Source organism: Halalkalicoccus paucihalophilus, assembly GCF_001593955.1.
In the GTDB taxonomy this organism is placed as follows: Archaea; Halobacteriota; Halobacteria; order Halobacteriales; family Halalkalicoccaceae; genus Halalkalicoccus; species Halalkalicoccus paucihalophilus.
This window is the reverse complement of sequence record NZ_LTAZ01000003.1, coordinates 38,711-62,555: the sequence shown is the minus strand read 5'-3', so window position 1 is coordinate 62,555 and position 23,845 is coordinate 38,711. Positions and strand designations below refer to the sequence as shown.

At 66.0% G+C, this 23,845-nt stretch carries 25 protein-coding genes and 2 pseudogenes; 17 read left to right on the top strand and 10 right to left on the bottom strand.

Annotated features, from left to right (window positions below):
- Nucleotides 1-48 precede the first annotated feature (48 nt).
- Entirely contained in the window at nt 49-1,038 is a 990-nt protein-coding gene (locus HAPAU_RS03865) for a replication factor C small subunit (RefSeq protein WP_066379848.1), read from the top strand.
- Here the strand turns inward: HAPAU_RS03865 and HAPAU_RS03860 are convergent, their stop codons facing one another.
- Nucleotides 1,039-1,293: an acylphosphatase gene (locus HAPAU_RS03860; RefSeq protein WP_245634021.1), complete on the bottom strand. Its 255-nt coding sequence runs from the start codon at nt 1,291-1,293 to the stop codon at nt 1,039-1,041.
- Nucleotides 1,294-1,460: 167 nt separating this feature from the next.
- Here HAPAU_RS03860 and HAPAU_RS03855 point away from each other — a divergent pair, with 167 nt between their 5' ends.
- Together HAPAU_RS03855 and alaS are read left to right on the top strand one after the other, a co-directional pair.
- Nucleotides 1,461-1,952: a YciE/YciF ferroxidase family protein gene (locus HAPAU_RS03855; protein WP_066379845.1), complete on the top strand. Its 492-nt coding sequence runs from the start codon at nt 1,461-1,463 to the stop codon at nt 1,950-1,952.
- A gap of 80 nt (nt 1,953-2,032) precedes the next feature.
- Nucleotides 2,033-4,798 carry an alanine--tRNA ligase gene (gene alaS, locus HAPAU_RS03850; RefSeq protein WP_066379843.1) on the top strand — a complete coding sequence of 922 codons (2,766 nt, stop codon included), beginning with the start codon at nt 2,033-2,035 and terminating at the stop codon, nt 4,796-4,798.
- A gap of 33 nt (nt 4,799-4,831) precedes the next feature.
- Here alaS and HAPAU_RS03845 read toward each other — a convergent pair whose 3' ends face one another.
- Nucleotides 4,832-6,259 carry a sugar porter family MFS transporter gene (locus HAPAU_RS03845; protein WP_066379835.1) on the bottom strand — a complete coding sequence of 476 codons (1,428 nt, stop codon included), beginning with the start codon at nt 6,257-6,259 and terminating at the stop codon, nt 4,832-4,834.
- Between the two features lie 134 nt (nt 6,260-6,393).
- Between HAPAU_RS03845 and HAPAU_RS03840 the strand changes: the two genes are divergently transcribed.
- The 5 genes and pseudogenes from HAPAU_RS03840 to HAPAU_RS03820 all read left to right on the top strand — a co-directional run bounded on the left by HAPAU_RS03840 (nt 6,394) and on the right by HAPAU_RS03820 (nt 10,416).
- Complete coding sequence (locus tag HAPAU_RS03840; RefSeq protein ID WP_066379833.1) at nt 6,394-7,185, top strand: alpha/beta fold hydrolase; 792 nt, start codon at nt 6,394-6,396, stop codon at nt 7,183-7,185.
- A gap of 62 nt (nt 7,186-7,247) precedes the next feature.
- Nucleotides 7,248-8,023, top strand: a pseudogene (locus HAPAU_RS03835) (basic amino acid ABC transporter substrate-binding protein).
- Nucleotides 8,024-8,029: 6 nt separating this feature from the next.
- Nucleotides 8,030-8,722 carry an amino acid ABC transporter permease gene (locus HAPAU_RS03830; protein ID WP_066379831.1) on the top strand — a complete coding sequence of 231 codons (693 nt, stop codon included), beginning with the start codon at nt 8,030-8,032 and terminating at the stop codon, nt 8,720-8,722.
- Nucleotides 8,719-9,474 (top strand): annotated as a pseudogene (locus HAPAU_RS03825) (amino acid ABC transporter ATP-binding protein). The gene HAPAU_RS03830 and the pseudogene HAPAU_RS03825 overlap by 4 nt, the downstream one beginning before the upstream one ends.
- A 36-nt stretch (nt 9,475-9,510) precedes the next feature.
- Nucleotides 9,511-10,416 (top strand): amino acid ABC transporter permease, encoded by a 906-nt coding sequence (locus HAPAU_RS03820; protein WP_066379830.1) that lies wholly within the window; start codon nt 9,511-9,513, stop codon nt 10,414-10,416.
- A 100-nt stretch (nt 10,417-10,516) separates the two neighbouring features.
- Here the strand turns inward: HAPAU_RS03820 and HAPAU_RS03815 are convergent, their stop codons facing one another.
- On the bottom strand, nt 10,517-11,629 hold the full coding sequence (locus HAPAU_RS03815; RefSeq protein ID WP_066380314.1) for a serine hydrolase domain-containing protein: 1,113 nt from the start codon (nt 11,627-11,629) through the stop codon (nt 10,517-10,519).
- A gap of 99 nt (nt 11,630-11,728) precedes the next feature.
- Here HAPAU_RS03815 and HAPAU_RS03810 point away from each other — a divergent pair, with 99 nt between their 5' ends.
- From HAPAU_RS03810 to HAPAU_RS03800, 3 genes are all read left to right on the top strand, one after another.
- On the top strand, nt 11,729-12,427 hold the full coding sequence (locus tag HAPAU_RS03810) for a type 1 glutamine amidotransferase (RefSeq protein ID WP_066379827.1): 699 nt from the start codon (nt 11,729-11,731) through the stop codon (nt 12,425-12,427).
- 170 nt (nt 12,428-12,597) lie between these two features.
- Complete coding sequence (locus tag HAPAU_RS03805; protein WP_066379825.1) at nt 12,598-13,761, top strand: acyl-CoA dehydrogenase family protein; 1,164 nt, start codon at nt 12,598-12,600, stop codon at nt 13,759-13,761.
- Between the two features lie 132 nt (nt 13,762-13,893).
- Complete coding sequence (locus tag HAPAU_RS03800) at nt 13,894-14,445, top strand: DUF6789 family protein (RefSeq protein ID WP_245634020.1); 552 nt, start codon at nt 13,894-13,896, stop codon at nt 14,443-14,445.
- Here HAPAU_RS03800 and HAPAU_RS03795 read toward each other — a convergent pair.
- On the bottom strand, nt 14,375-14,740 hold the full coding sequence (locus tag HAPAU_RS03795; RefSeq protein WP_066379823.1) for a DCC1-like thiol-disulfide oxidoreductase family protein: 366 nt from the start codon (nt 14,738-14,740) through the stop codon (nt 14,375-14,377). The genes HAPAU_RS03800 and HAPAU_RS03795 overlap by 71 nt on opposite strands.
- A 121-nt stretch (nt 14,741-14,861) precedes the next feature.
- Between HAPAU_RS03795 and HAPAU_RS03790 the strand changes: the two genes are divergently transcribed.
- Nucleotides 14,862-15,182 carry a 4Fe-4S dicluster domain-containing protein gene (locus tag HAPAU_RS03790; RefSeq protein ID WP_066379820.1) on the top strand — a complete coding sequence of 107 codons (321 nt, stop codon included), beginning with the start codon at nt 14,862-14,864 and terminating at the stop codon, nt 15,180-15,182.
- On the opposite strand, the gene HAPAU_RS21545 is transcribed toward HAPAU_RS03790, so the two are convergent.
- Together HAPAU_RS21545 and HAPAU_RS03785 are read right to left on the bottom strand one after the other, a co-directional pair.
- Nucleotides 15,179-15,343: a DUF6757 family protein gene (locus HAPAU_RS21545; RefSeq protein WP_169802617.1), complete on the bottom strand. Its 165-nt coding sequence runs from the start codon at nt 15,341-15,343 to the stop codon at nt 15,179-15,181. The two genes, HAPAU_RS03790 and HAPAU_RS21545, sit on opposite strands and share 4 nt — an antisense overlap.
- Before the next feature lie 37 nt (nt 15,344-15,380).
- Nucleotides 15,381-16,160 carry a PHP domain-containing protein gene (locus HAPAU_RS03785; RefSeq protein WP_066379817.1) on the bottom strand — a complete coding sequence of 260 codons (780 nt, stop codon included), beginning with the start codon at nt 16,158-16,160 and terminating at the stop codon, nt 15,381-15,383.
- Between the two features lie 110 nt (nt 16,161-16,270).
- Between HAPAU_RS03785 and HAPAU_RS03780 the strand changes: the two genes are divergently transcribed.
- The gene (locus tag HAPAU_RS03780) at nt 16,271-16,555 is read left to right on the top strand and encodes a DUF5789 family protein (RefSeq protein WP_066379816.1); all 285 of its coding nucleotides are present in this window, start codon (nt 16,271-16,273) and stop codon (nt 16,553-16,555) included.
- On the opposite strand, the gene HAPAU_RS03775 is transcribed toward HAPAU_RS03780, so the two are convergent.
- Entirely contained in the window at nt 16,552-17,553 is a 1,002-nt protein-coding gene (locus tag HAPAU_RS03775; RefSeq protein ID WP_066379815.1) for a DUF5784 family protein, read from the bottom strand. The genes HAPAU_RS03780 and HAPAU_RS03775 overlap by 4 nt on opposite strands.
- Before the next feature lie 105 nt (nt 17,554-17,658).
- Here HAPAU_RS03775 and HAPAU_RS21540 point away from each other — a divergent pair, with 105 nt between their 5' ends.
- Nucleotides 17,659-17,832, top strand: coding sequence for a DUF5786 family protein (locus HAPAU_RS21540; protein WP_169802616.1), 174 nt, complete (start codon nt 17,659-17,661; stop codon nt 17,830-17,832).
- Here the strand turns inward: HAPAU_RS21540 and HAPAU_RS03770 are convergent.
- The 3 genes from HAPAU_RS03770 to HAPAU_RS03760 are packed head-to-tail and all read right to left on the bottom strand — an operon-like array spanning nt 17,829 to nt 20,312.
- Nucleotides 17,829-18,530 carry a DUF7530 family protein gene (locus tag HAPAU_RS03770; RefSeq protein WP_066379814.1) on the bottom strand — a complete coding sequence of 234 codons (702 nt, stop codon included), beginning with the start codon at nt 18,528-18,530 and terminating at the stop codon, nt 17,829-17,831. The two genes, HAPAU_RS21540 and HAPAU_RS03770, sit on opposite strands and share 4 nt — an antisense overlap.
- Nucleotides 18,530-19,414, bottom strand: coding sequence for an NAD(P)H-binding protein (locus HAPAU_RS03765; protein WP_066379813.1), 885 nt, complete (start codon nt 19,412-19,414; stop codon nt 18,530-18,532). Before HAPAU_RS03765 ends, HAPAU_RS03770 begins: the two co-directional genes overlap by 1 nt.
- Nucleotides 19,415-19,460: 46 nt before the next feature.
- Nucleotides 19,461-20,312, bottom strand: coding sequence for a YkgJ family cysteine cluster protein (locus tag HAPAU_RS03760; RefSeq protein WP_066379812.1), 852 nt, complete (start codon nt 20,310-20,312; stop codon nt 19,461-19,463).
- A gap of 68 nt (nt 20,313-20,380) precedes the next feature.
- On the opposite strand from HAPAU_RS03760, the gene HAPAU_RS03755 reads away from it, so the two are divergent.
- From HAPAU_RS03755 to nasA, 3 genes are all read left to right on the top strand, one after another.
- Nucleotides 20,381-21,019: a phosphoribosyltransferase gene (locus HAPAU_RS03755; RefSeq protein WP_066379810.1), complete on the top strand. Its 639-nt coding sequence runs from the start codon at nt 20,381-20,383 to the stop codon at nt 21,017-21,019.
- Between the two features lie 24 nt (nt 21,020-21,043).
- Nucleotides 21,044-21,331: a hypothetical protein gene (locus HAPAU_RS03750; RefSeq protein ID WP_066379807.1), complete on the top strand. Its 288-nt coding sequence runs from the start codon at nt 21,044-21,046 to the stop codon at nt 21,329-21,331.
- Between the two features lie 178 nt (nt 21,332-21,509).
- Nucleotides 21,510-23,579: an assimilatory nitrate reductase NasA gene (nasA, locus tag HAPAU_RS03745; protein WP_066379805.1), complete on the top strand. Its 2,070-nt coding sequence runs from the start codon at nt 21,510-21,512 to the stop codon at nt 23,577-23,579.
- Nucleotides 23,580-23,845 lie beyond the last annotated feature (266 nt).

Sequence of the window (23,845 nt, the reverse complement as noted above, 5' to 3'; positions counted from 1 at the left end):
TCCGTTCGTCTCGGGGAGTTTATCACGCCCGCGGTGCGTGAATCGGGTATGAGCGAGACCGAGGCTGGCGGCGCGTCGAGACCCGGCCGCGACGAGATCTGGGTCGAGAAATACCGTCCGGGGACGCTTTCGGAGGTCATCGGTCAGGAGGAGATCACCGACCGGCTGAAACGGTACGTCGAGCGCGACGACCTCCCCAATCTGTTGTTCTCGGGGTCGGCGGGGATCGGCAAGACGACGTGTGCGACCGCCATCGCCCGCGAGGTCTACGGCGAGGACTGGCGCGAGAATTTCCTCGAACTCAACGCCTCGGACGACCGCGGAATCGACGTGGTAAGAGGACGAATCAAGGAGTTCGCACGCGCGAGCTTCGGGGGTTACAATTACAGAATCATCTTCCTCGACGAGGCCGACTCGCTCACGTCGGACGCCCAGTCGGCCCTCAGGCGGACGATGGAGCAGTTCTCGGGGAACACGCGCTTTATCCTCTCGTGTAACTACTCCTCGAAGATCATCGACCCGATCCAGTCGCGGTGTGCGGTCTTTCGCTTCTCCTCGATCTCCGACGAGGCGGTCGCGGGACGGATCCGCGAGATCGCCGAGATCGAGGGGATCGAGATCACCGACGGGGGTGTCGAAGCGCTGGTGTACGCCGCCGCCGGCGACATGCGCCGGGCGGTCAACTCCCTACAGGCCGCCGCGGTCATGGGCGAGACCGTCGACGAGGACGCCGTCTACACCATCACCGCCACCGCCCGCCCCGAGGAGATCGAGGCGATGGTCACGAGCGCGCTGGAGGGCGATTTCACGGGTGCGCGCGCGACACTCGACGATCTGTTGTCGAACAAAGGTCTCTCGGGTGGGGACATCATCGACCAACTGCACCGCTCGGTGTGGGACCTCGGACTCAGCGACAGGAAGGCGGTGCACACCCTCGATCGGATCGGCGAGACCGATTATCGAATCACCGAGGGTGCAAACGAGAAGATCCAGCTGGAGGCGTTTCTGGCCTCGCTCGCGCTCGCAGAGGAAGAGTAACTACTGTTTCTCGAAGTCCTCGAGGTCGCCCTGCGGGTTCCCGACTTCGACCTCGACGTCCTCGACGTCGGCCTTAATCGGCCCGGTTCGACACCACTCGATCATCGTCTCGACGTCCTCCTCCGAGCCCTCGAAGACCCCCTCGACCCGGCCGTCCTCCAAGTTGCGGATCCAGCCGGTGAGGTCGTGGGCACGGGCGGTCTCGTGGGCGTTGTCGCGGAAGTGGACGTCCTGGACGTTTCCCTCGATGAACACGTGGACCGGGAGTCTGGCATTCCTCCGACGTTCCGGTTCACCTCTCAAAACCCTTCGCCCGTCAGTCGCAACGTTTCCGTCGAGCGTATCGCCGGAATACGGCCATCTCACATGTGCAAGCCGACTGTTTATTGAAATACCAGTAGTGGTCCCAGACGGAGATCACGATGACCATCGAAAACACCGAGGACCTGTTCGTCGAGGGGCTACAGCACGTCTACTACACCGAACAGCGACTGCTCGACGCGCTCTCCGAGCTCGAGGAGAGCTCCAGCGAGGAGGAGCTTCAAGAGGGCTTCGCCGAGCACCGCGAGGAGACCCAGCAGCACGTCGAGCGCCTCGAGGAGGTCTTCGAGGCCGTCGGCCGGGAGCCCGAGGCCGCGGAAGACCCCGTCGTCGAGGGGATGATCGAGGCCCACGAGGAGTTCGTCGAGAAGGAGCCGAGCGATGGCGCGCTCGACCGGTTCAACATCGCCGCCGGCCAGAAGTCCGAGCACTACGAGATCGCCTGCTACGGCAACCTCACGCCGATGGCAGACCAGCTCGGCCTCGACGAGGCCGCCGACATCCTCGAACGGAACATGCGCGAGGAACAGGACGCGCTCGACGAACTCGCCACGTTGGGCGAGCAGTTCGACTACGGCCGGATCGAGGCCTGATGGCCGGCGGCGGCCGTCGAGCGCCATTCGGACGGGTGTTGCGCAACAGTTTTACGCGCCGATTGGCCACTAGCGGTATCATGAGTGCGCTTGAGGCCGAATACCGCCTCGACTATTTCGAGGAGAACGACTTCGTCAGGCGGGAGTGTCCGGAGTGTGGGGCCCACTTCTGGACGCGCGATCACGACCAGGAGCTCTGTGGGGAGCCCCCCTGTGTCGAGTACTCCTTCATCGACAACCCCGGGTTCGAGGGGGAATACTCCCTGGAGGAGATGCGAGAGAACTTTCTTTCTTTCTTCGAGGAGAATGGCCACGAACGGGTCGATCCGTATCCGGTCGCCGCGAACCGCTGGCGCGACGACGTGTTGCTGACGCAGGCCTCGATCTACGACTTCCAGCCGCTCGTCACCTCGGGCAAGACCCCGCCGCCGGCGAACCCGCTGACGATCTCCCAGCCCTGCATCCGAATGCAGGACATCGACAACGTCGGTAAAACGGGCCGGCACACGATGGCCTTCGAGATGATGGCCCACCACGCCTTCAACACCCGCGAGGACGTCGACTCCGACGAGTACGCCTACCACGGCGAGGTCTACTGGAAGGACGAAACGGTGGAGTACTGCGACGAGTTTTTCACTTCCCTCGGAGCGGATCCCGAGGAGATCACCTACATCGAGGACCCGTGGGTCGGCGGCGGCAACGCCGGGCCCGCCATCGAGGTCATCTATCGGGGGGTAGAACTCGCCACCCTCGTCTTCATGTCGATGGAGGCCGACCCCGAGGGCGAGTACGAACTCAAGGACGGCAACCGCTACTCGAAGATGGACACCTACATCGTCGATACGGGCTACGGGCTCGAACGCTGGACCTGGGTGTCTCAAGGTACCCCGACCGTCTACGAGGCGATCTACCCGGAGATGATCGACTTCTTGACTACTAACGCCGGGATAACCCACACTGACGAGGAGGCGGCCCTGCTGCATTCGGCCTCGAAGCTCGCGGGTCACATGGACATCGACGAGGCCGAGGACATGGAGAGCGCTCGCGGCGAGATCGCCGCCGGCGTCGGCGTCGACGTGAGCGAACTCGAAGCGCTGATGGAACCGATGGAGGCCGTCTACGCCATCGCCGACCACTGCCGGACTTTGGCTTATATGCTCGGGGACGGGATCGTCCCCTCGAACGTCGCGACGGGATACCTGACCAGAATGGTCCTGCGGCGCACCAAACGGCTCTGTGATACGGTGGGCGTCGACGCGCCGCTCGACGAGCTCGTCGACATGCAGGCAGAACGGTTGGGCTACGAGAACCGCGATACCATTCGCGACATCGTGCGCACGGAGGTCGAGAAGTACCGTGAAACCCTCGAACGGGGCGGCCGGCGGGTCGAACAGCTCGCACAGGAGTACGCCGAACGCGACGAGCCGATCCCCACGGAGGAACTGCTGGAACTCTACGACTCCCATGGGATCCAGCCCGACATGGTCGAGAAGATCGCGGAGGAAGTCGGGGCGAGCGTCGAGATCCCCGACGACTTCTACAGTTTGGTTGCGGGTCGCCACGACGCCGGCGAAGCGATGCGCGATACCGAGGAGCGCGACGAGCGGGTCGCGGAGCTTCCCGACACCGAGAAGCTCTACTACGAGGACCAGACCCGGACGGAGTTCGAGGCGGTGATCCTCGACGTGATCGACCGGGCGGAGGGCTTTGACGTCGTCCTCGATCAGACGATGTTCTACCCCGAGGGCGGCGGCCAGCCCGCCGACCGCGGAACCATTTCGACCGACGACGGTAGCTATGCCGTCTCGGACGTACAGGAAGACGAAGGCGTGGTCCTCCACCGGGTCGAAGAGGAACCCGAGAAAGGGGCGCTCGTGCGCGGCCGGGTCGACCCCGAGCGCCGTCAGCGGCTCATGGCCCATCACACCGCGACCCACATCGTCGGGCACGCGACCCGCGAGGTGCTCGGCGAGCACATCCGGCAGGCCGGCGCACAGAAGGGGGTCGAGAGCGCCCGGCTCGACGTCCGGCACTACGACCGGATCGGCCGGGAGCAGGTAAAGGAGATCGAGCGGATCGCGAACCACCTTGTCCGTGACAACGTCCCCGTCACCGAGGAGTGGCCCCACAGAAACGAGGCCGAGGCCGAACACGGTTTCGACCTCTATCAGGGCGGGATCCCGCCGGGCGAGCGGATCCGACTGATCCACGTCGCGGAGGACGTCCAGGCCTGCGGGGGCACCCACGTCTCGCGAACCGGCGACATCGGCGCGATCAAGATCGTTTCGACCGAGCGGGTTCAGGACGGGGTCGAACGGCTGACCTTCTCGGCGGGCGCGGCCGCCATCGAGGCGACCCAGGAGACCGAGGACGCCCTCTACGAGGCCGCCGCGGTCCTCGACGTCTCACCGGCGGAGGTCCCCGGTACCGCCGAGCGCTTCTTCGAGGAGTGGAAGGCCAGAGGAAAAGAGATCGAGGCGCTGACCGAGGAACTCGCCGAGCTACGCGCCGGCGAGGGCGAGGTGGTCGAACTGGGCGAGGCGACCGCCGTGATCCAGCGACTCGACGCCGACAGCGACGAGCTGCGCGCCACGGCGAACGCGCTCGTGGGCGAGGGCAAGGTCGCCGTCCTCGGAAGCGGTGCCGACGGCGCGCAGTTCGTCGTCGCGGTCCCCGACGGCGTCGGCATCAACGCCGGTGAGGTCGTCGGCACGCTCGCGGATCGCGTCGGCGGCGGCGGGGGCGGCCCACCGGATTTCGCACAGGGTGGCGGCCCCGACGCTGGAAAACTCGACGAGGCGCTCGAAGACGCCCCCGATGTCCTCAAGCGGGTCCTGAACGCCTGAAATAGCCTTTTTGCGGTTTCAGACCGCCGGGACTTAGTCGCCGCCGTCCTGTGTCGATCGATCGGCCATCGACAGCTGCTCGTTTCCGAGCGCCGTCTCGCGGAGGTCGTCCTCGATCTCCTCTAACGTCCGTCTGTTCGTCTCGGGGACGACGTAGTGAGAGAACACGACGGCCCCGGCAGTCAGCAGGGCGAACAGCCAGAACGTAAAGGCGGGCCCGATCAGCTCGAACAGCTGGGGGAACAGCTGGGCGACCGCGAGGTTCGCGAGCCAGTTGACGACCGTCGCGACGCCCATCGCGGTCCCGCGGACGTTGAGCGGGTAGATCTCCGAGATGAGCAGCCAGAAGACCGGCCCGAGGCCGATGGCGAAGAAGGCGACGTAGAGCATCAGGCTGCCGGTGGCGACGTAACCAAGCGTGCCGCCCAACCCGGGCAGGTAGAAGGCACCACCCAGCACCAGCAGCGTGGCGAACATCCCGACCATGCCGCCGATCAGGAGCGGGCGGCGACCCACCCGGTCGAGCAGCAGGATGGCGACGACCGTCATGGCGACGTTGATGACGCCGACTCCGACGGTGGCGAGGATCGAGCCGACGCTGCCGAAGCCGGTCGATGCGAGGATGGTCGGCGCGTAGTAGATGACCGTGTTGATTCCGGTAATCTGCTGGAAGACCGCGAGCCCGATTCCGACGACCATCGCGGGGCGGATCCACGGTTTCACCAGCTCACCCAGATCGCCGTCCTCGACGGCCGCCATCCGCTTCATCTCGGCGATCTCCTCGTCGAGACCCGCCTCGCTCCTGATCCGAGAGAGCGTCCCGCGGGCCTCGCTCTCACGGCCCTGCTCGATCAGCCAGCGGGGGCTCTCGGGCATGAAGTACATCCCGGCGAGCAACGCGAGGGCGGGAATCATCCCCGTACCGAGCATGAGTCGCCACGCGCCCTGACTCGCCAGCGCGTAGTTCACCACGTACGAGACGAGGATCCCGCTGGTAATCGCCAGTTGGTTGAACGAGACGAGCGAGCCGCGGATCTCGGGCGGCGATATCTCCGAGATATAGAGCGGCCCGACGATCGAGGCGAAGCCGATCGCGATCCCGTTGAACACCCGCGCGGCGATGAGCCACGCGACGCTCTGTGCGGTCGCCATTCCCAGCGATCCGACGAAGAAGATACACGCCCCGAGGATGATCAGCCGCCGCCGACCGATTCGATCGGCGAGTCGGCCGCCGATCGCCGCGCCGATTGCCGCCCCGACCAGCGCGCCGCTGACGACCACCCCTTCGAGGAACGCCGACTCCTCCAGTGCGGGGAACGTCTCGCCGATGTACAGCAGCGCCCCCGAGATGACGCCGGTGTCGAACCCGAACAACAGCCCGTTCAGCGCGGCCAGCGCGGCGGTGATCACGACGAATCGGTTGCGATCTCCCGCGAGGCCCGCCCCGTCTCGTACACTCATTATCGATCGTTTCCGAGACTCTGAACCATACCGTTACGAATCTCTCGATTTATCTACAACGATTGTAAATTTATATCATCGTTCATGAACTGGTGATCGAGCATCTTACCCTGCGCCGGACGATACCGTCGGTGATGGCCAGCGCACACCACGAGGGGGTTTCGCTGTACTACGAACGCGAGGGATCGGGCGAGACAATCGTCTTCCTCCCGGATCTCGGACTGGGTGCGTGGCAGTGGGGTTGGCAGCACGCCGCGCTCGCGGGGCCCTACGAGGTCCTCGGCTACGATATGCGGGGGGCCGGTCGGTCGGATGCACCGCCGGGTCCCTACTCGGTCGGGGATCTCGCTGCCGATCTGGAGGCCGTCCTCGCGGATCACGGGATTCGCCGTGCCCACCTCGTCGGCGCTGGACTGGGAGGAATGGTCGCGCTCCAGTACGCCCGCGAGTACGGACGGGCGCGGAGCCTCGCCCTGATCGGGACGAGCCCCGGTGGACCGCGGTCGCGACTCCCGGAGGAACCCCGCAAGCGGCTGTTCGCGCCGCCCGACGACCCCGAGGCGCTCCGGGACTCGCTGTTGGCACTCCTTTCCGAGGACTTCGTCTCCGAACAGCCCGACGTGATCGAGGGGATCGTCGAGTGGCGGGCGGCGGGTGATGCGGATCGTGCGGGCTGGGAGGCACAGAACGCCGCCTTCGAGGCCTTCGACGCGAGCGACTGGCTCTACGAGGTCACGATCCCGGCGCTCGTTCTCCACGGCGGGGCAGACGAGGTCGTTCCCGTCGAGCACGCAGATCTGCTGGCCGAGGGGTTCCCGAGGGCGACCCGCGAGGTCTACGAGGGGGCGGGCCACGGGGTGTGGATCGAGCGCTCACGCCCCGTCAACGACCGCCTGTCGGGCTTTTTCGAATCGATCCCCGAGTAGCGACCGAAGCCGATAGCTGTCATCGAAAGGTAGTTATAAACGTCCGCTTCGTACATCAGTGTATGGACAGACGGACGTATTTGAAGACGACCGGCGGGGCGGTCACCGGGATCTCGCTTGCGGGTTGTCTCGGCGGGCTCGGCGGCGGCGACGACTCGGAGATCGTCGCCGGGACCGCGCCGGGGTTCCCGCCGTTCGAGATGAAGGAGGGGGCGATCTGGTCGGGTTCGACGTCGACCTGCTTTCGGCCGTCGTCGAGGAGACCGACTACACGCTCGCCGACGAGTGGGAGGAGTTCGAGTTCGATTCGCTCATCCCCGCGCTCCAGAACGACCGGATCGACGTGATCGCGGCGGCGATGACGATCGAGCCCGGCCGCGAGGAGACGATCGCCTTCTCGGACCCCTACTACGACGCCAACCAGTCGGTGCTGGTCAGCGAGGACGCGACCGTCGACTGGCAGTCCCTCGAGGACCTCGAGGGCGCGACCGTCGGCGCACAGAGCGGCACCACCGGCGAGTCCGTTGTCGAGAGCGAACTGATCGAGCCGGGTATCATCGCACAGGGCGATTACAACACCTACGACAACTACGTCCTCGGGGTCGAGGACCTGGAAAACGGCAACGTCGACGCGCTCGTGCTGGACGTCCCCGTCGCGGAGACGTTCGCGAGCGAGCGGGCGGTCACGGTCGCCTTTACCCACGAGACCGACGAACAGTACGGCTTCGGGCTGCGTCAGGGCGAAGAGGAGCTCCAGACCGCGCTCAACGACGGGTTGGCGGCCGTTCGGGACAGCGGTCGGTACGACGAACTCGTCAACGAGTGGTTCGGCAACTGATCGCGGATGGAACGGCTCTCATTCGCGGCGACGCCCCTCCAGGCCGGCGACTGGGCGTTCGTCTTCGAGAACGCGGGCTACCTGCTCGGCGGGACCGCGATCACGATCGTCCTGACGGTCGCGAGCGTCCTGCTCGGCTTCCTGTTGGGGTTTCCGGCGGGCGCGATCGAGGTCTACGGCGGGCGCTACTCCGCGGGCGTCGTCTCGACCGCGGGCGTCGTGCTTCGGGGAACGCCGATCCTCGTCATCCTCATCGTGCTGTTCTTCGTCGTCTCGATCGACAGCGCGTTTCTCGCCGCGATCCTCGGGCTCGGGCTCCGGAGTGCGGCCTACCAGTCACAGATCTTCCGGGGTGCGATCCAGAGCGTCGATTCGGGCCAGATCGAGGCCGCCCGATCCGTGGGGATGAGCCAACTGAAAGCGATCAGGCACGTCGTCGTCCCCCAGTCACTGCGCCGGAGCGTGCCGGGCTTTCAAAACGAGTTCACCATCGTCCTGAAGGACACGAGCATCGCCTTCGCGATCGGGCTGGCCGAACTGCTGAGTCGCTCCTACGACCTGTTCGTTCAGCAGACGACCGCCGTCCTGGAGATCGTCCTCTTCGCGAGCGCGATCTACTTCGTGCTCACGTTCTCGACGAACCGCGCGCTCGACCGGCTGGCCGAGGCATACGCGATTCCCGGGGGTGAGACCGCGTGAGCCACGAGCCGCTCCTCCGAATCGAGGACGTGGTCAAACGCTACGACGAGGAGACCGCCCTCGACGGCGTGAGTCTGACGATGGACCGGGGCGACGTCGGCGTGCTGATTGGGCCCAGCGGAAGCGGCAAGTCCACGCTGCTGCGGTGTGTCAACCGGCTCACCGAGATCGACGGCGGGGAGATCTACCTCGATGGCGACCTCGTTTCGGGTCCCGACACCGACGTGGACGAACTGCGCCGGCAGGTCGGCATGGTGTTTCAGGACTTCAACCTCTTTTCGCACCTGACCGCCCGGGGAAACATCGAGTTGGGGCTGCGACGGGTCCGCGGGATGAGCAAGGAGGACGCCCGCCGGGTCGCCGACGAGCAACTCGAACAGGTCAGCATCGCACGACAGGCCGACTCCTATCCCGCCGAGCTCTCGGGTGGTTAACAACAGCGTGTAGGGATCGCCCGCGCGCTGGCGATGGAACCCGAGCTCATGCTGTTCGACGAACCCACCAGCGCGCTCGACCCCGAACTCGTCGGGGAGGTCCTGAGCGTTATGCGCCGGCTCGCCGACGAGGGCATGACGATGCTCGTCGCGACCCACGAGATGGGCTTTGCCCGCTCGGTCGCCTCGCAGGTGACATTTCTCGACGAGGGACGGGTCGTCGAGACCGCTCCACCGAAACGGCTCTTCGATCGCCCCGAGCACGACCGGACGAAGGCGTTTCTCGGTCGGCTCACCGACGACGGACCGGAGGCCTGACGTGGGGGCGTCAATCCGGTTCGGGAGGGTAGGTCGGTGAGCGACGACGCGCCCCACGCGCCCGACGGTCGCTACCCGGTTCGCCGGCTAGTGCTCCTCTGTGGCGCGGTCCTGTTCTGGGGCTGTTTGCTCGTGCGCTGGTTCAACGACTGGGTGCTCGTCCGGGTGGGCGCGGGCGTCCCGCGGGGCGAGCCCCTGCCGCCGCTGGCGTGGCTCGAATCGAGCGGGGTCCTCGGGGGCGCGCTCGAACCGATCGGCTTCGCCCTCTCCCTGCTTCCGACCTTCGCGAGCGGGATCTGGCTGACGGTCGGCGGGATGGTTCTTGGCTTTCTCATCGCCGTCCCGCTGAGCGTCGCGCGGGTCTACGGGCGCTGGTCGAGTCGCGTGGCGCTCGTCTACACCGAGTTGATCCGCGGGACGCCCCTTCTGGCTCAGCTGTTCGTGCTGTACTACGGGCTCGGCCTCTCGAGTTGGATCCGCGAACTGCCCTACATCGGCTACGGGGCGATCCCCGGTCAGGCCGTCTGGGTCGCGATCATCGGATTTACGATCAACAGCGCGGCCTATCAGGGCGAGTACATCCGGGCGGCCCTCCAGAGCGTCGAGGCCGGCCAGCTGACCGCCGCCCGCTCGATCGGGCTCTCGAAACTGGAGGGAATCCGATACGTGGTGCTCCCGCAGGGGCTTCGATACGCGATCCCCGGTTGGACGAACGAACTGGTCTACCTGATCAAGTACTCCTCGCTCGCCGCGTTCATCACCGTTCCCGAACTGTTCAGGCGGGCCCAGTCGATCGCCTCCTCGAACTTCCGGTACACGGCGGTGTTCATCACCGTGGGCGCGATCTACCTCTGTCTGGTGTTGAGCGCGTCGAGCGCGATGAACTACGTCGAGCGGCGCGTCGCCATTCCGGGACTCGGACAGATCGAGGACCGACAATAGCGGTCGGTCCTCGGGGCGACAACCCGCCGACCCTCGTCGTCTCGGAACAGGGGATCCGCGGTCGAACCGACCGTATCGTCCTCGGAAAGCCGGACGGCCGTCACGCGAACGCGATTCGCACCGCATCCGAAAGCGCGTTCACCCGGAGGGCGTGTTCGGTCTCCTCGCGGATCCCGTTGGTGACGTAGGAGAAGGCCAGATCCGCCTCGGGGTCGGCCCAGCCGACGATGCTGCCGAGTCCGCCGTGTCCGAAGACCCGTCCTGGGGATATCGTCCCGAACTTGTTCCACGGGGTGCCCCCGAGGACGACGCCCAGCCCGTAGCGCCGGGGAACCCCGAGGGTATCGTCGCGCTCGACTGCGACCTGCTCGGTGGCCATCTCCTGTACCGTCTCCTCCGCCAGAACCCTCGTCCCGTCCAGCTCGCCGCCCTTTGCGAGACAGCTATAGAATCGCGCCATGTCCCTCGCAGTGCCCGTCGCGGAGGCCGCGGGGACCACCGCACGGTGGAGCCACTCCTCGCCGAACAGCGCCGCGGCCTCGGCGTTCGAGAAGGCGTCGAGACCCGCGTCGGTCTCACGGGCGCGCTCGCCGGGCGCAAAGCCCGCGAGGCTCGCGGTCGTGTCGGGTTCGCCCTCGGGGATCCCCAAGTCGGTGTCGGCCATTCCCAAGGGGGCAAAGACGCGCTCGTCGAGGAACTCCTCGACCGGCGTCCCGCTCGCCCGCCGGACGAGTTCACCGACCAGAAATCCGTAGGAAAGAGAGTGGTACGCCGCCGTCTCGCCGGGCGAGAACGTCGTCTCGGCCGCTTCCATCGCCTCGACTGCGGCCTCCCAGTCGCTCCACCGTTCGAACTCGGTGTCGAAGGCGGTCTCGTGGAGCCCCGCCTGGTGTGAGAGGACCTGCCGGACGGTAATTTCGCTCTTCTCCCCGCCCGAGGCGAACTCGGGCCAGTGCTCGACGACGGGGTCGTCGTAGCTCAGGAGACCGCCCTCGACACACCGGTGGAGTGCGACCCCGGCGTACGGTTTGGTACACGAAAAGAGGACGTGCTTCCGATCGGAGGTGGTCTCTTCGCCGTCCGGCCCGGTCGTCCCGCCCGCGAGATCCAGTACGAGGTCGCCCTCGTGGTAGACCGCGAGCTGTGCGCCGTGGTGCAGCCCCGCCTCGAGATGCGTCTCGAAGGCCGCCTCGACCTGTTCGATCGTGTCCATGTTCCCGAAAACGAGGGCCGTCTCCAAAGGTTCACCGTCGATCCGGCGAAATCGATTCGATCCGTAACCGTCTTTGGCATCGACTCCGTGGATACGATAGTGAGTCCCCCCCGCATTGCGGTTCTCGACGCCTCCCACGGAGATAGAAACACGAAACGGAACTTCCGACGCGAACTCGACGCCTCCCTGACGGAGTTCGACGTCACGGCCGGCCAGCTTCCCGACACGTTCGCCTTCGACGGCGCGATCGTCACGGGCTCGCGCTCGTCGGTCTACTGGGACGAACCGTGGATCGACCCCACAAAGGAGTGGGTCGACGAGGCCATCGACCACGAGGTCCCGTTTCTCGGGGTCTGTTACGGTCATCAGCTTCTGGCCGACGTCCTCGGGGGCACCGTCGAGGGGATGGGCGTCTACGAGATCGGTTACAACGAGATTACCCGCACGGGCGAGAGCCGGATCCTCGACGGGATCGGCGAGGACTTCCTCGCGTTTACGACCCACTCGGACGCCGTCGTCGACCTCCCGCCGGGCGCCGAGGCGCTCGCGGAGAACGAATACTCGAACCACGGCTTCCGGAAGGGGCAGGTCTTCGGCGTCCAGTTCCATCCCGAGTACGACATGGACACCGCAGCACAGCTCACCCGCCGCAAGGACCTCACCGAGGAGCGCCGCGAGGAGGTACTCGCGGGCATCACCGAGGAGAACTACGCCGCCGCCTGTGAGGCGAAACGCGTCTTCGATAACTTCGTCGAGTTCGTCGCCGATCGCACCGAACAGCCCATCGCCGCCGACTGACGACCGCTCTCCCTGCGCCTATTTCCCGATCCGCGCTGTCGCTTCTACGTTTGGTACCCTTTTCGATAGCCGATTTTCGAGCGGTATCCTGCGTCCTCCTATCGTTACCGATGGTGCTCGAAACCCCGCCGGATAGGAGTCCTTTTCACGGGTGGGAACGACTCTCTCCCATGCTCGATTACGTGGCACTGGAGGCCGATCTCGACAGCGAGGAGCGGATGATCCGCGATACGGCCCGCGAGTTCGTCGACGACCGCATCAGACCCGACATCGGAACCCACTTCGAGGAGGGGACCTTCCCCGAGGGGTTGATGGCCGAAATGGGCGAACTGGGGTTTTTCGCGCCCAACCTCGAGGGATACGGTCTGCCGGGAGTGAGCGAGACCGCCTACGGACTACTGATGCAGGAACTCGAAGCCGGCGACTCGGGGATCCGCTCTGCGGCGAGCGTTCAGGGGGCGCTGGTGATGTACCCAATCTATGCCTTCGGGAGCGACGAACAGAAGGAGGAGTGGCTCCCGAAACTCGGGACGGGCGAGGCGGTCGGCTGTTTCGGCCTGACCGAACCCGAACACGGTTCTGACCCGGCGAGCATGGAGACGCGTGCGGAGAAGGACGGCGACGAGTACGTCCTCTCGGGGTCGAAGACGTGGATCACGAACTCCCCGGTCGCGGACGTGGCGGTCGTCTGGGCGCGCGATACCTCCGCCGACGAGTCGCCCGTCCGGGGCTTTCTCGTCGAGACGGATCACGACGGCGTCAGTACGAACAAGATCGACGAGAAGCTCTCGATGCGCGCCTCCATCACCGGCGAGATCGGCCTCTCGGACGTCCGGATCCCCGAGGAGAACGTTCTTCCGAACGTATCGGGCATGAAGGGGCCGCTGTCGTGTCTCACGCAGGCGCGCTACGGCATCGCGTGGGGCGCGGTCGGGGCGGCCCGTGACTGCTTCGAAACCGCACGCGCGTACGCGAGCGACCGCGAGCAGTTCGGCAAGCCCATCGGGGGTTTCCAGATCCAACAGCAGAAACTCGCGGAGATGGCGACGCAGATCACGACGAGCCAGCTGCTCGTCCACCGACTGGCCGACCTCAAAGAACGGGGCGACCTGCGCCCCCAGCACGTCTCGATGGCGAAACGGAACAACGTGCGCATGGCGCGCGATCAGGCCCGAATCGCGAGGGAGATGCTCGGGGGCAACGGCATCACTACTGACTACTCGCCGATGCGCCACATGGCGAACATGGAGACGGTCTACACCTACGAGGGCACCCACGACATCCACACCCTCATACTGGGACAGGATCTCACCGGTATCGCGGCCTTCGAGTGATACTGTCGTAATCCCGCTGTGGCTTTCGCCCCGTCCGCCGACTGTAAGGACTGTCACCTCGAAACGTGTTTATGGGCGATAGCTGTCAACTGTCTATGGTCTATATGCCCCTACCCGTCGTATCCGATAGGGATGGAGATCGTCCGAAGCAGTATCGTCGGTGGAATCGCCGCTACAGGAGTTTTGACGGTCTTTCTACTCGTCGCCGATTCTCTCCTCGCCGGAACCAACCTCTTCGTCCTTGCCACGTTCATGAGCCTGTGTGCCATCGGCGGCCCCCCGTACTGTGAGCCGGGTGGTCTGATGGCGGCCGCACTGACGTTCGTCTCGTTTCTCGCACTGTTCACCCTCGCGTGGCCGCTCCTCTTTGCTGGATTCACGTGGGGCCTCCCGGGGAAGTCCGGCCTCACTCACGGGGTGATATTCGGGCTCGTTCTCTGGACGGGATACGTCGGGACCGTTCTCTACGGGATCGGAATCGGCGGGGAGACGCTCGTGGCGAGCCTCCCGCTTTTGGTCGTCATGTTGAGCGCGTACCTCGCTACGGGCTCGTTCTCGGCGGCGTCTACGATCGTCTCGCTGGCCATCGAACGTTCTTGGGGTCGCCCGTGGACTAACCACGACGGACGAACCGACCCCAGAGCACCCGCCGATCGGCGAGGGATCGATAGAACGGTTCCCTGAGCCGTTCGTGGCCCGGTATCATCCGGAAGAACTTGATCGCGGTGCGTTCGCGGGGGCCCAGGCGCGCGCCGATCTCCTCGACCGCCTGCCCACACGAGAAGACGGCGTCGTCGGTCAGCAGGTGGACGCAGTTCTCGTACCCGGGAGGGAGCCGTGCGCGCTGGTCGGGCGAGAGCTCAGAAAAGCCCACGAGTTCGAACACGCCCCTCGAATCGGCGTACTCGGCACACCACGTGCAGAACCCGCAGTCGTCGTCGTAGACGAGTCTGGGCGGTGCGCGGACCGCGACTACCACGATCTCACCCTGCCCCGAATCGGTGCGGACGAAAGCGCCATATCCCCTCTGAGACGCCATCGGACATAGGCCTGCGGAATCACGTCGCGGGCTTTATCTCCCCCTCGAACCTGCATCGGGCATGGCGATCGATCCGCAGTTCGATCAAAACAGGGAGAAAGCGGGGACCCACGAGGGTCACGACGTGTGGGGACCGGTCGAGGAACCCGAGCAACTGGGAATCCACGGCACCCACGTCGCCGTCGACTTCGACATCTGTCTGGCCGACGGCGCGTGTCTGAAGGACTGTCCAGTCGACGTCTTCGAGTGGGTCGATACCCCTGGTCATCCGGAAAGCGAGATCAAGGCCGACCCCGCCAACGAGGCCCAGTGTATCGACTGTATGCTGTGTGTCGACGTCTGTCCGGTCGACGCCATCGACGTCGATTCCGGCCGAGTTTAGCTCTCCCGATCGACGTCCAGTCGCTGTTGGAGGTCCGCGAGCTCCTCGGATTCAGCCAGTTCCTCGAGTCGCTCTTGAAAGTGCTCTTCACAGAGACCGACCCGAACCCCGTCCGACTCCGCGCTGACGGCCGCCTCACGGTCACAGTAGTGACAGCGCATACCCCTAGTAGGGCTCGCACACGGTTGAAGGCACCGTTTACGGCAGTCGGGCTTCGACCGCCCGATAGGCGGACTCGTCCAACCCTGCCCGCCCCAGTCGGTCGTCGTGGGCGTCGCTTCCCCCCATCGGAAGCAGTTCGTTCTCCTCGATAACCCGCTCTAGAAGGCCGGTGTCGACGGGCCGCCCGTAGGGGTACCACCGCTCGACACAGTCCAGATAGCGCGTGAGCGTGAGGGCGCTCTCGGGATCGCGGTACCGAAACGGGTGTGCGAGGCCGACGAGCGCACACGACTCGCGAAGCGCCGCGAGACCCCGCTCGAAGTCGGGGATATCCCGCGGGACGTAACACGGACAGTCCGCCCCGATCAACTCGGCGAACGCCCCCTCGTAGTCGTACCCCGATTCGGGATGGTCGTCGATCGCGCGGGCGATGTGCGGTCGCCCCAATCCGGCGACGGGTTCGAGGTCGAGTTCGATTTGCAACTCGTTTTCGACGCGACGGATGATCTCGCCCCCGCGTTCGACCCTGCTTCGCTGGATTCGCTCGACGAGCGCGTTCAACCCCTCGGTCTCCCGAACGCCGTATCCCAGCAGGTCGACCGCTCCCTTCGGCGAGTCGATCCGGAGTTCGATCCCGCGCACGAGGGTCACGCCGCCGTGTTCGTCGATTGGACTATCGAAATCTGGGTGCGGGCGGTCGTGGTCGGTGATCGCGACGACCTGCACGCCGGCCGCTCGCGCGGCGACGGGGACCTCCGCCAGGGCCATCGTGCCGTCGGATGCGGTCGTATGAACGTGCAGATCCGCATACACCATACCCCCCCTACTACCCGACCGCCGAAGTCGTTGTGCATTATACGCCTAGAGGAGTCAAAGGACCTTTATGGACAATCGTTATAATCATCGTTCATCCAGATAGGGGTACGATGTGTTACACCAGCACCGGCGCGCTGTTCGAAGACGAGAGCTATCCGGCCACCACTAGCGATCTGATCGATCGCTACGGCGAGCAGACCCTCGAACTGGCCGGCGGCTCACAGACGGTCGGCGAGGTCCTGAGCGTGGCCGGCGACGAGACCTTTGAGAGCGCAGAAGAGGCTCGATACGCGATCTATGCCGGCCTCGGTAGCGAGGCGATCGGTCGGGTGGGCTACACCGACCGCGACCCCGAGCCGCCGGGAACCAACGGTCACGTTCCGGTCTCCTTCTAGAACCACTCGACGTTTCCGAGGTCGAGCGGTACCGATCCCTTGCTGTAGGCCTCGATCCGACCCGACGGGCGGGCCCGAAAGACCACCGCCGGGCGGTGGCCGACCGAGGGCTGCTCGCCCCTGACTCGAGCCCACTCGTCGTCGCGAAACGACGAACAGTCGACGAACAGGGAGATCCCGCCGCCGTGTTCGCTGAGTTGGCCGGAGGTCTTCGTTTTGGCCGTCTCCGTGACGGCGGCGACCGCCGTGTTCGCCGCCCGTCGCGTCGGCGGCAGGGGTCTCGTCACCTCGACGAGCGTACTGGTCCCCGTCTTCTCGGCTCGAAAGTCGATCGAGTGGCCGGTCGTCACCTCGATCTCGGGGGTGATCTCGTAGCCCGCCCGTGTCAGGAGGTGGGCGACGGTGAACTCGCTCATCGTCGCGCTCATGCGGACGGGGTCGAGGCGGTCGCTGGTCCCGAGTTTGCTCGCCATGACGTATCGATACTCGTCGAGGACGCCCGAGTGGAGGACCGACTCATAGAACCCACAGGCGTCCGCTCGGGTGGTGTCGGGAAAGCCCGCGGTGTGCTCGCGGAAGAACTCGCGGGTGGTCTCGCGGCCGTCCTTCGAGCAGAACACGGGCAGGAAGAACCACGAGAGGTGCGGATAGGCCGCGAGCCACGGCTCGGCCTCGTGGAGTTCCGCGAGTAGTTCGCGCTGGGCCCACCGCGCGACGGGGTAGGGAACCTCGTCGAACGTGTACTTCTCGGTTCGCCAGAGGGTACTCGGCGTCTGGGTGTTGCCGAGCCAGTAGGCCTCGTCGTCGTCCCAGATAAAGAGGGCCGTATCGCCGTTATCCATGTCGAACCGACGGGCCTCGTACCCCCCGCCCGGGCTGAACCATGGGGTCGAGCAGCGCGCGCCGATGGCGTCGTCGAGCGAACGAAACAGGTCGCGTTGGAGGCGGTCTTCGGACCACGACTGGGGGGAGCGTCGAAAGCGAAGCGGGCGGGCCACGCTTCCTCTCAGGGGACCGGACCGGTTTAGCGTTCCGACCCACGACCGTGTGATTATCCGTTACATTGATAATCCGGGGTTTCCAAACATTGGGTGTGGTTCGCAATGTCAATGGGTGCCTACGACGACGACGAACACGAGCGCCGCGAGCAGAAGAACACGACCGTCGACACGGACTTCGACGACGACCGGTCGGAGTACCGAGGAAAGCTCGAGTTCGACTCCGGTGACTCGGCCGAAGCCCTCCTCGATCAGTTCCGGCGGATCAAATCGAGCTAACGCCGACTTTTAGCGATCAGGTACGACAGTCCGGAGAAAGTCGTCACCGCGAGGATGTGACCACCCAGCGCCACGACCAGCGACGGGTGGGCGATGACGAAGGGGATCAGGATCACCTGTAGCAGGCCGAAGCCAACGTTGAGCCGGTCGACGCGCCCGAGCGTCGCTGCCGTCTCGGGATCGACCGGATACCGGAGGGCGCGCCACAGCGAGACGACGCCGATCCACCAGCTCACGCCGATCCGATAACAGAGGTCCCAACAGACCAGCAGCGCGAAATAGACGAGCACCATCGACGGCTCGGGGCCGAACAGTTCGTTCAATAGAGGCGTCTCCGACTGTGCGGGATCGACCACGAACAGGTAGGTTACGAACGCGATGAAGGCGAGCACGCTGAGGACGACCTCGATGTTCGAGCCGAAGAGCATCCGCCGGTAGGCCGACGAGACCGATACTGATCGGACGAGCGCCCCCATCCGCAGCATCATCACGCTGCCGCCGGCGGCGACGACGACGGCGGCCGTCCCGGCGAGAAACGCCGTCCAGGCGTCGTAGATCGCCGCGAAGAGGATCACACCGACCTGAAACAGCGCGAGCTGGAACGCGACTGCCACCCGGTCGGAAAGGTCGATCCCCGGGAGCGCACTGACGATGCTCTCGTAGGTCCACGCCTCGCCGAAGTCGGGCTCCGATGCCATCACTCGCTCCCCAGCGCCCGCGACACCGCGGTCTCGAAGGGAGTGAGATCGATGGGGAGGTACTCGCGGATCCGGTCGTCGGTGACGACGACGGGGTTTTTCAACCCGGCCGCGAGCGCGTGGGCGACGTTCCGGTCGACGTTGGTGACGAGGCTGACCCAGTACGCCGACAGCGTCGGCGTCAACACGGGAACCGGCAGGATGTAGAGGCGCTTTCCGAGCCGCCCGGACACCACGTGGAGCATCTCTTGGTAGCTCAACACATCGGGACCGCCGATCTCGAAGGTCTTCCCGGCCGTTTCGGGTTCGTCGAGAACGCCCACGAGATACGCGATCACGTCGTCGATGGCGATGGGCTGGCAGTCGGTGCGAACCCACCGGGGGGTGATCATCACCGGCAGTCGGCTCGCGAGCTGTTCGATCAGCTCGAAGCTCGCGCTCTCGTCACCGATGATGACCGCGGCCCGAAGCGCCGTCAGGTCGTACTCGCCCTCCTCGAGAACGTACTCGACCTCCCGGCGCGACCGGAGATGGCCCGAGAGTTCGTCGTGCTCGTCGCCCAGCCCGCCGAGGTAGATCACCCGCTCGATCCCGGCGTCGCTCACCGCATCCCGGACGTTCGCCGCGAGTTTGCGGTCCATCTCCTCGAACTCGCCCCCGCCGCCCATCGAGTGGACGAGGTAGTAGACCGCATCGATCCCCTCGAGGGCGGGCGGGATCGTCTCGGGTTCGAGGAGGTCGCCCTCGTAGACGTCGACCCCTCGGGGCCCGCGATAGTCGGCGGCGTCGCGGACGAACACCCGGACCTCGTGGCCCGCCTCCAGAAGGGGGTCTACCAGTCGCTCGCCGACGAACCCGGTCGCGCCCGTCACCAGCACGTGCATGCCCGAAACTAGGGCGGGCGGTCCTTATACTGTGGCCCGGATATCGTTACTCGTCCCAGCCGGGCGTTTCCGGCGCGCCGCGTGCCTCTTCGAGTTCGCGGGCAACCGCCGGGTCCGCCTCGCTCCCCGCCCGGCGCTCCCACGCGGCGATCGACTCCCCGACCCACGAGGTCGTCTCCAGCACTCGCTCTCTGGCCCGCTCGTAGGTCCTCCGGTCGTGTCCCGTCGTCCCGGGTGCGGACGCCATCGCCCACGCGACGAACTCCGCGCGGTCGGCGTCCGTGGCTCGACCCGTACGCAGGCGGTCGATCACCCCTTCCAGTCCGTCGGGGTCGGGGTGGACGAACACCTTCTGGCCGATCGCCTGGGGGCCCAGCAGGAGTCCCGACAGTCCCTCGGGGACCTCCCTCTCAAGCAGTCGCTCGCCGCCGAAGGCCGTCTCGACGCGCTCGCATTCGGTTTCCGCCTCCAGTGCGAGGTTGTGACCGGGGTACTCTGCACACTCCTCGGGGTAGATCTCACTGCTGTGGATCCGACACTGCAGCGTCGTGGGATCGAGGAACACGCAGGTCGGGAGCCACTCCGGGCGCCGCTCGAACGGCCCGACGGGCTTGGGCGGTTTACGGAGGCCGACGAAGAAGGCGGGCTCGCCATCGATTGCCGCGAGCGTCGTCCCGTCGACCTCGACACCCTCGTCGGTCTCCCAGAGTCGCGGGGTCATGGCGTCTCCCAGCCCGCTTTCGACGAAGTTCCGAACGTCGTCGCGGGTCAGCGGGACGAGGTTGTAGGCGTCGTCGATCGGTTCGCGGGGACCCCGGCGCTCGTGGTCGCTGTCGCCCGGTGCCAGTGCGCGCCAGTCGATACAACACCCGGCACAGCCCGCACAGTTCACCTCCATACCGACGAAACGTGACAGGGAGTCAAAAACACGACCCCATTGAATAGCCCGCCGGTCCTATGGGGCCCATGACTGAATCCCTTCCCTTCGCTGACCGAACCGACGCCGGCGAGCGTCTCGCGGCCCTCCTCGACGACCGCGAGGTGAGCGCCGATCTGGTGCTCGCGATCCCACGGGGGGGTCTCCCGGTCGGGCGTGCCGTCGCCGACGCGCTCTCGGTGCCCCTCGACGTGACTGTCGCGCGCAAGGTCGGCGCGCCGGGAAACCCCGAACTCGCGGTCGGGGCTGTGGGTGCGGACGGCTCGCTCTGGCGCAACGACGACCTGATCGCTCGACTGGGCGTTTCGGAGGGATACGTCGACTCACAGGCCGCCCGCGAGGCGGAAGCCGCCCGCGAGAAGCGCGACCGGTATCGAGGCGGTCGCGATCCGCTCAACCTCGTCGGAAAGGCGGTCCTGATCGTCGACGACGGGATCGCGACCGGCGCGACCACCGTCGCCTGCGTCCGGCAGGCCCGCGCGGCGGGTGCCGACCGGGTCATCGTCGCGGTGCCGGTCGCCCCGCCCGAGGCGCTCGCCGACCTCGAAACCGAAGCCGACGGCGTGATCGCGCTTTCGACCCCGGCGAACTTCGGGGCGGTCGGGCGCTTCTACCGGTCGTTCGAGCAGGTGCCCGACGAGGTGGCGATGACCTACCTCGTCGGTTAAGCCCTCGGAACCCCTACTGAGGGTATGCCCGACACGAAACGCGGCCGTGAACGGAGCGGGCGGGGCAAGCGATACCAGACCCGGATTCAGGACATCGAGCGGGAACTGGCGGCGCTCAGGGAGAGCGGGCCGACCCTCTCGGAGACGCCGCTGGTCGCCAGCTACGCGACGGACCCCGACGGCGAGGCGGTCGAACGCCTCGAGTGCTACGGCTTCGAGGAACTCGTCTACGGCATTGCGCTCTACGACGACGAAGGTGAGCAGGTCGCCTACGTCTCACACGACAACATGGTCGCGATCGAGCCCGCGTAGTCGATCCGGCGGTCCCACTGCACGTTCGGATCGGAACATCCGGTATTTTAGGGCGTTCTAGGACACTCGCATCGTTGAAGGGCTATCCTTTTCCGTTGATCGGTCGCTCTTTACGATCAGGAACGATGAATATCAGAACTTTCGAAAGAGAACTGGACGATCGGTCTGTGAGATACCGATGAGCGAGCCGATTCCGACGACCTGTATGCGGTGTGCGGTCGGCTGTGGCCACCTCCAGCACGGCGCGGACAGGGGCTATGGCCTCGCGGGGATCAGCGGCGATCCCGCCTATCCGGTGAGTCAGGGGCTTGCCTGCGGGCGCGGACTGCGCGAGACCACAGAACCCGACGGCGAGTGGCTTACCCGACCGCTCATCAGGAAGGACGGCGAACTGATGTCGACGAGTTGGGACACGGCCCTCGGAGTCGTCACGGACCGGCTCGCCGAGGTCCGGGCGCGCGATCCCGACCGGATCGCGGTGCTGGGAAGCGGCCAGCAGACCAACGAGGCGGCCTATCTCTTGGGAAAACTCGCCCGCGGCGCGATCGGCACCCGCCATTACGACGCCAACACCACGCTGTGTATGGCAAGCGCCGTCACCGCCTACTACGACGCCTTCGGCAGCGACGCCCCGCCGCCGACCTACGACGACGTCCCCCACGCCGACGTGCATCTGCTCTGGGGGGCCAACCCCGCGGTGGCCCATCCCGTGCTCTTTCGGTGGCTCCGGAATTCCGAGGGGCGACTGATCGTCGTCGATCCGGTCGAAAGCGAGAGCGCGGATCACGCTGACGCCCACGTCGCCCCGGAACCAGGTACCGACCTCGCGCTCGCGCGGGCCGTTCTGGCCCACTTGGTCGAGACCGGGCGGATCGACCGAACGTTCATCGACGAGTACACCGAGGGGTTCGACGGACTTACGACCGACCTCCCGGACCCTCGCGAGGCGGCCGCGAGCGCCGGGGTCCCCCCCGAGGACTGCGAGACGCTCGCGGCGGCCTTCGAGGAGCGTACGCTCGTTTACTGGGGGATGGGTGTCAACCAGAGCACGCAGGGGACCCAGATGGCGGGTGCGCTGATCGACCTGTGTCTCGCCTCGGGTAACATGGGCGAGGGCGCGGGCCCGTTCTCGTTGACCGGACAGGCGAACTCGATGGGCACGCGGGTCTGCTCCTCGAAGGGGACCTGGCCCGGCCATCGGGAGTTTACCGATCCCGAGGGCCGCGAGCGGGTCGCAGAAACGTGGGGAATCCCCGAAAAACGACTGCCGGCGGACGCCGGACCGGGGCCCGTCGGGATCGGGGAGGCGATGGCCGACGGGGACGTGGAGGTGTGTTATACGGTTGCGACCAACCCGGTCGCCGGCCTGCCCGACGCCACGAGCGCCCGCGAGGCCTTCTCCGATACGTTTCTGATCGCTCAGGACGCCTTCGAGACCGAGACCACCGGACTCGCGGACGTGATCCTGCCGGCGGCGACGTGGGGCGAGTCGGCGGGGACGACGACGAACATGGAGCGAACGGTATCGAGAGTGCGCGCCGCCACCGACCTGCCCAGCGGGGTCCGATCCGACCTCGACATCATCGGCGCGATCGGGCGGGAAATCGCTCCACAGGCGTTCAATCGACCGCCGCTCGATTCCGAGAACGTGTTCGACGAACTCCGTGAGTTGACCCGTGGGACGCCCGCCGACCTCTCGGGGATCAGCTACGACCGGTTGGACGCGGAACTCGCGATCCGCTGGCCCGCACCCGACGCCACGAGCGCGGGCGGCTACCGCTATCGCACCGACGACGGTTGGGCCTTCGAGACGCCATCGGGGAGGGCTCGTTTCTCGACGGGCACTCGTGGAAAAGTTCCCGAACCCACGGACGAGGAGTACCCGCTGACGCTGACCACGGCCCGGAAGGCCGACGAGTACAACACCGGGGTGCGGACCCGGAACGGGTCGCTCGAACCGCCGACCGCCCGCCTCCATCCCGACACCCTGAGCGACGCCGAGGGGCGTGTTCGCGACGGCCGCCTCCTCGTGCGCTCGCGTCGAGGATCGATCACCGCACGCGTCGAGGCCGACGACCGGATCCCGGAGGGGATGGTCTGGCTGCCGATCCACCATCCGGAGGTCAACGAACTTACACTTCCCGAAACCGATCCTCGCTCGGACGAACCGAACTACAAACAGTGTGCGGTCGATCTACTCGCACCGTCCGAACCGGTCGATCGGCCGGTGGCCGTCGGCGACGACTAGAACCCGAGGCTGCGAGCGCACGCCCGCATTCGCTCGCTCGACACTCCCGCCGCCCGGGCCGCCTGTTCTAACGTGAAGGTTCCACATCCGTACAGGGTTGCCGCCGACACTTGCGATTTCGTCGCCATACTCTCCACATACTATCCATGTATGTATAGTTATCGTGGCACTAATTCACGATCACTCCGATGCCTCTTATCGAACGAGACGAACGTCCACGATAGTACGCCGGAGCTTCGAACCCACCCAAAACTGTCCTCGATCGC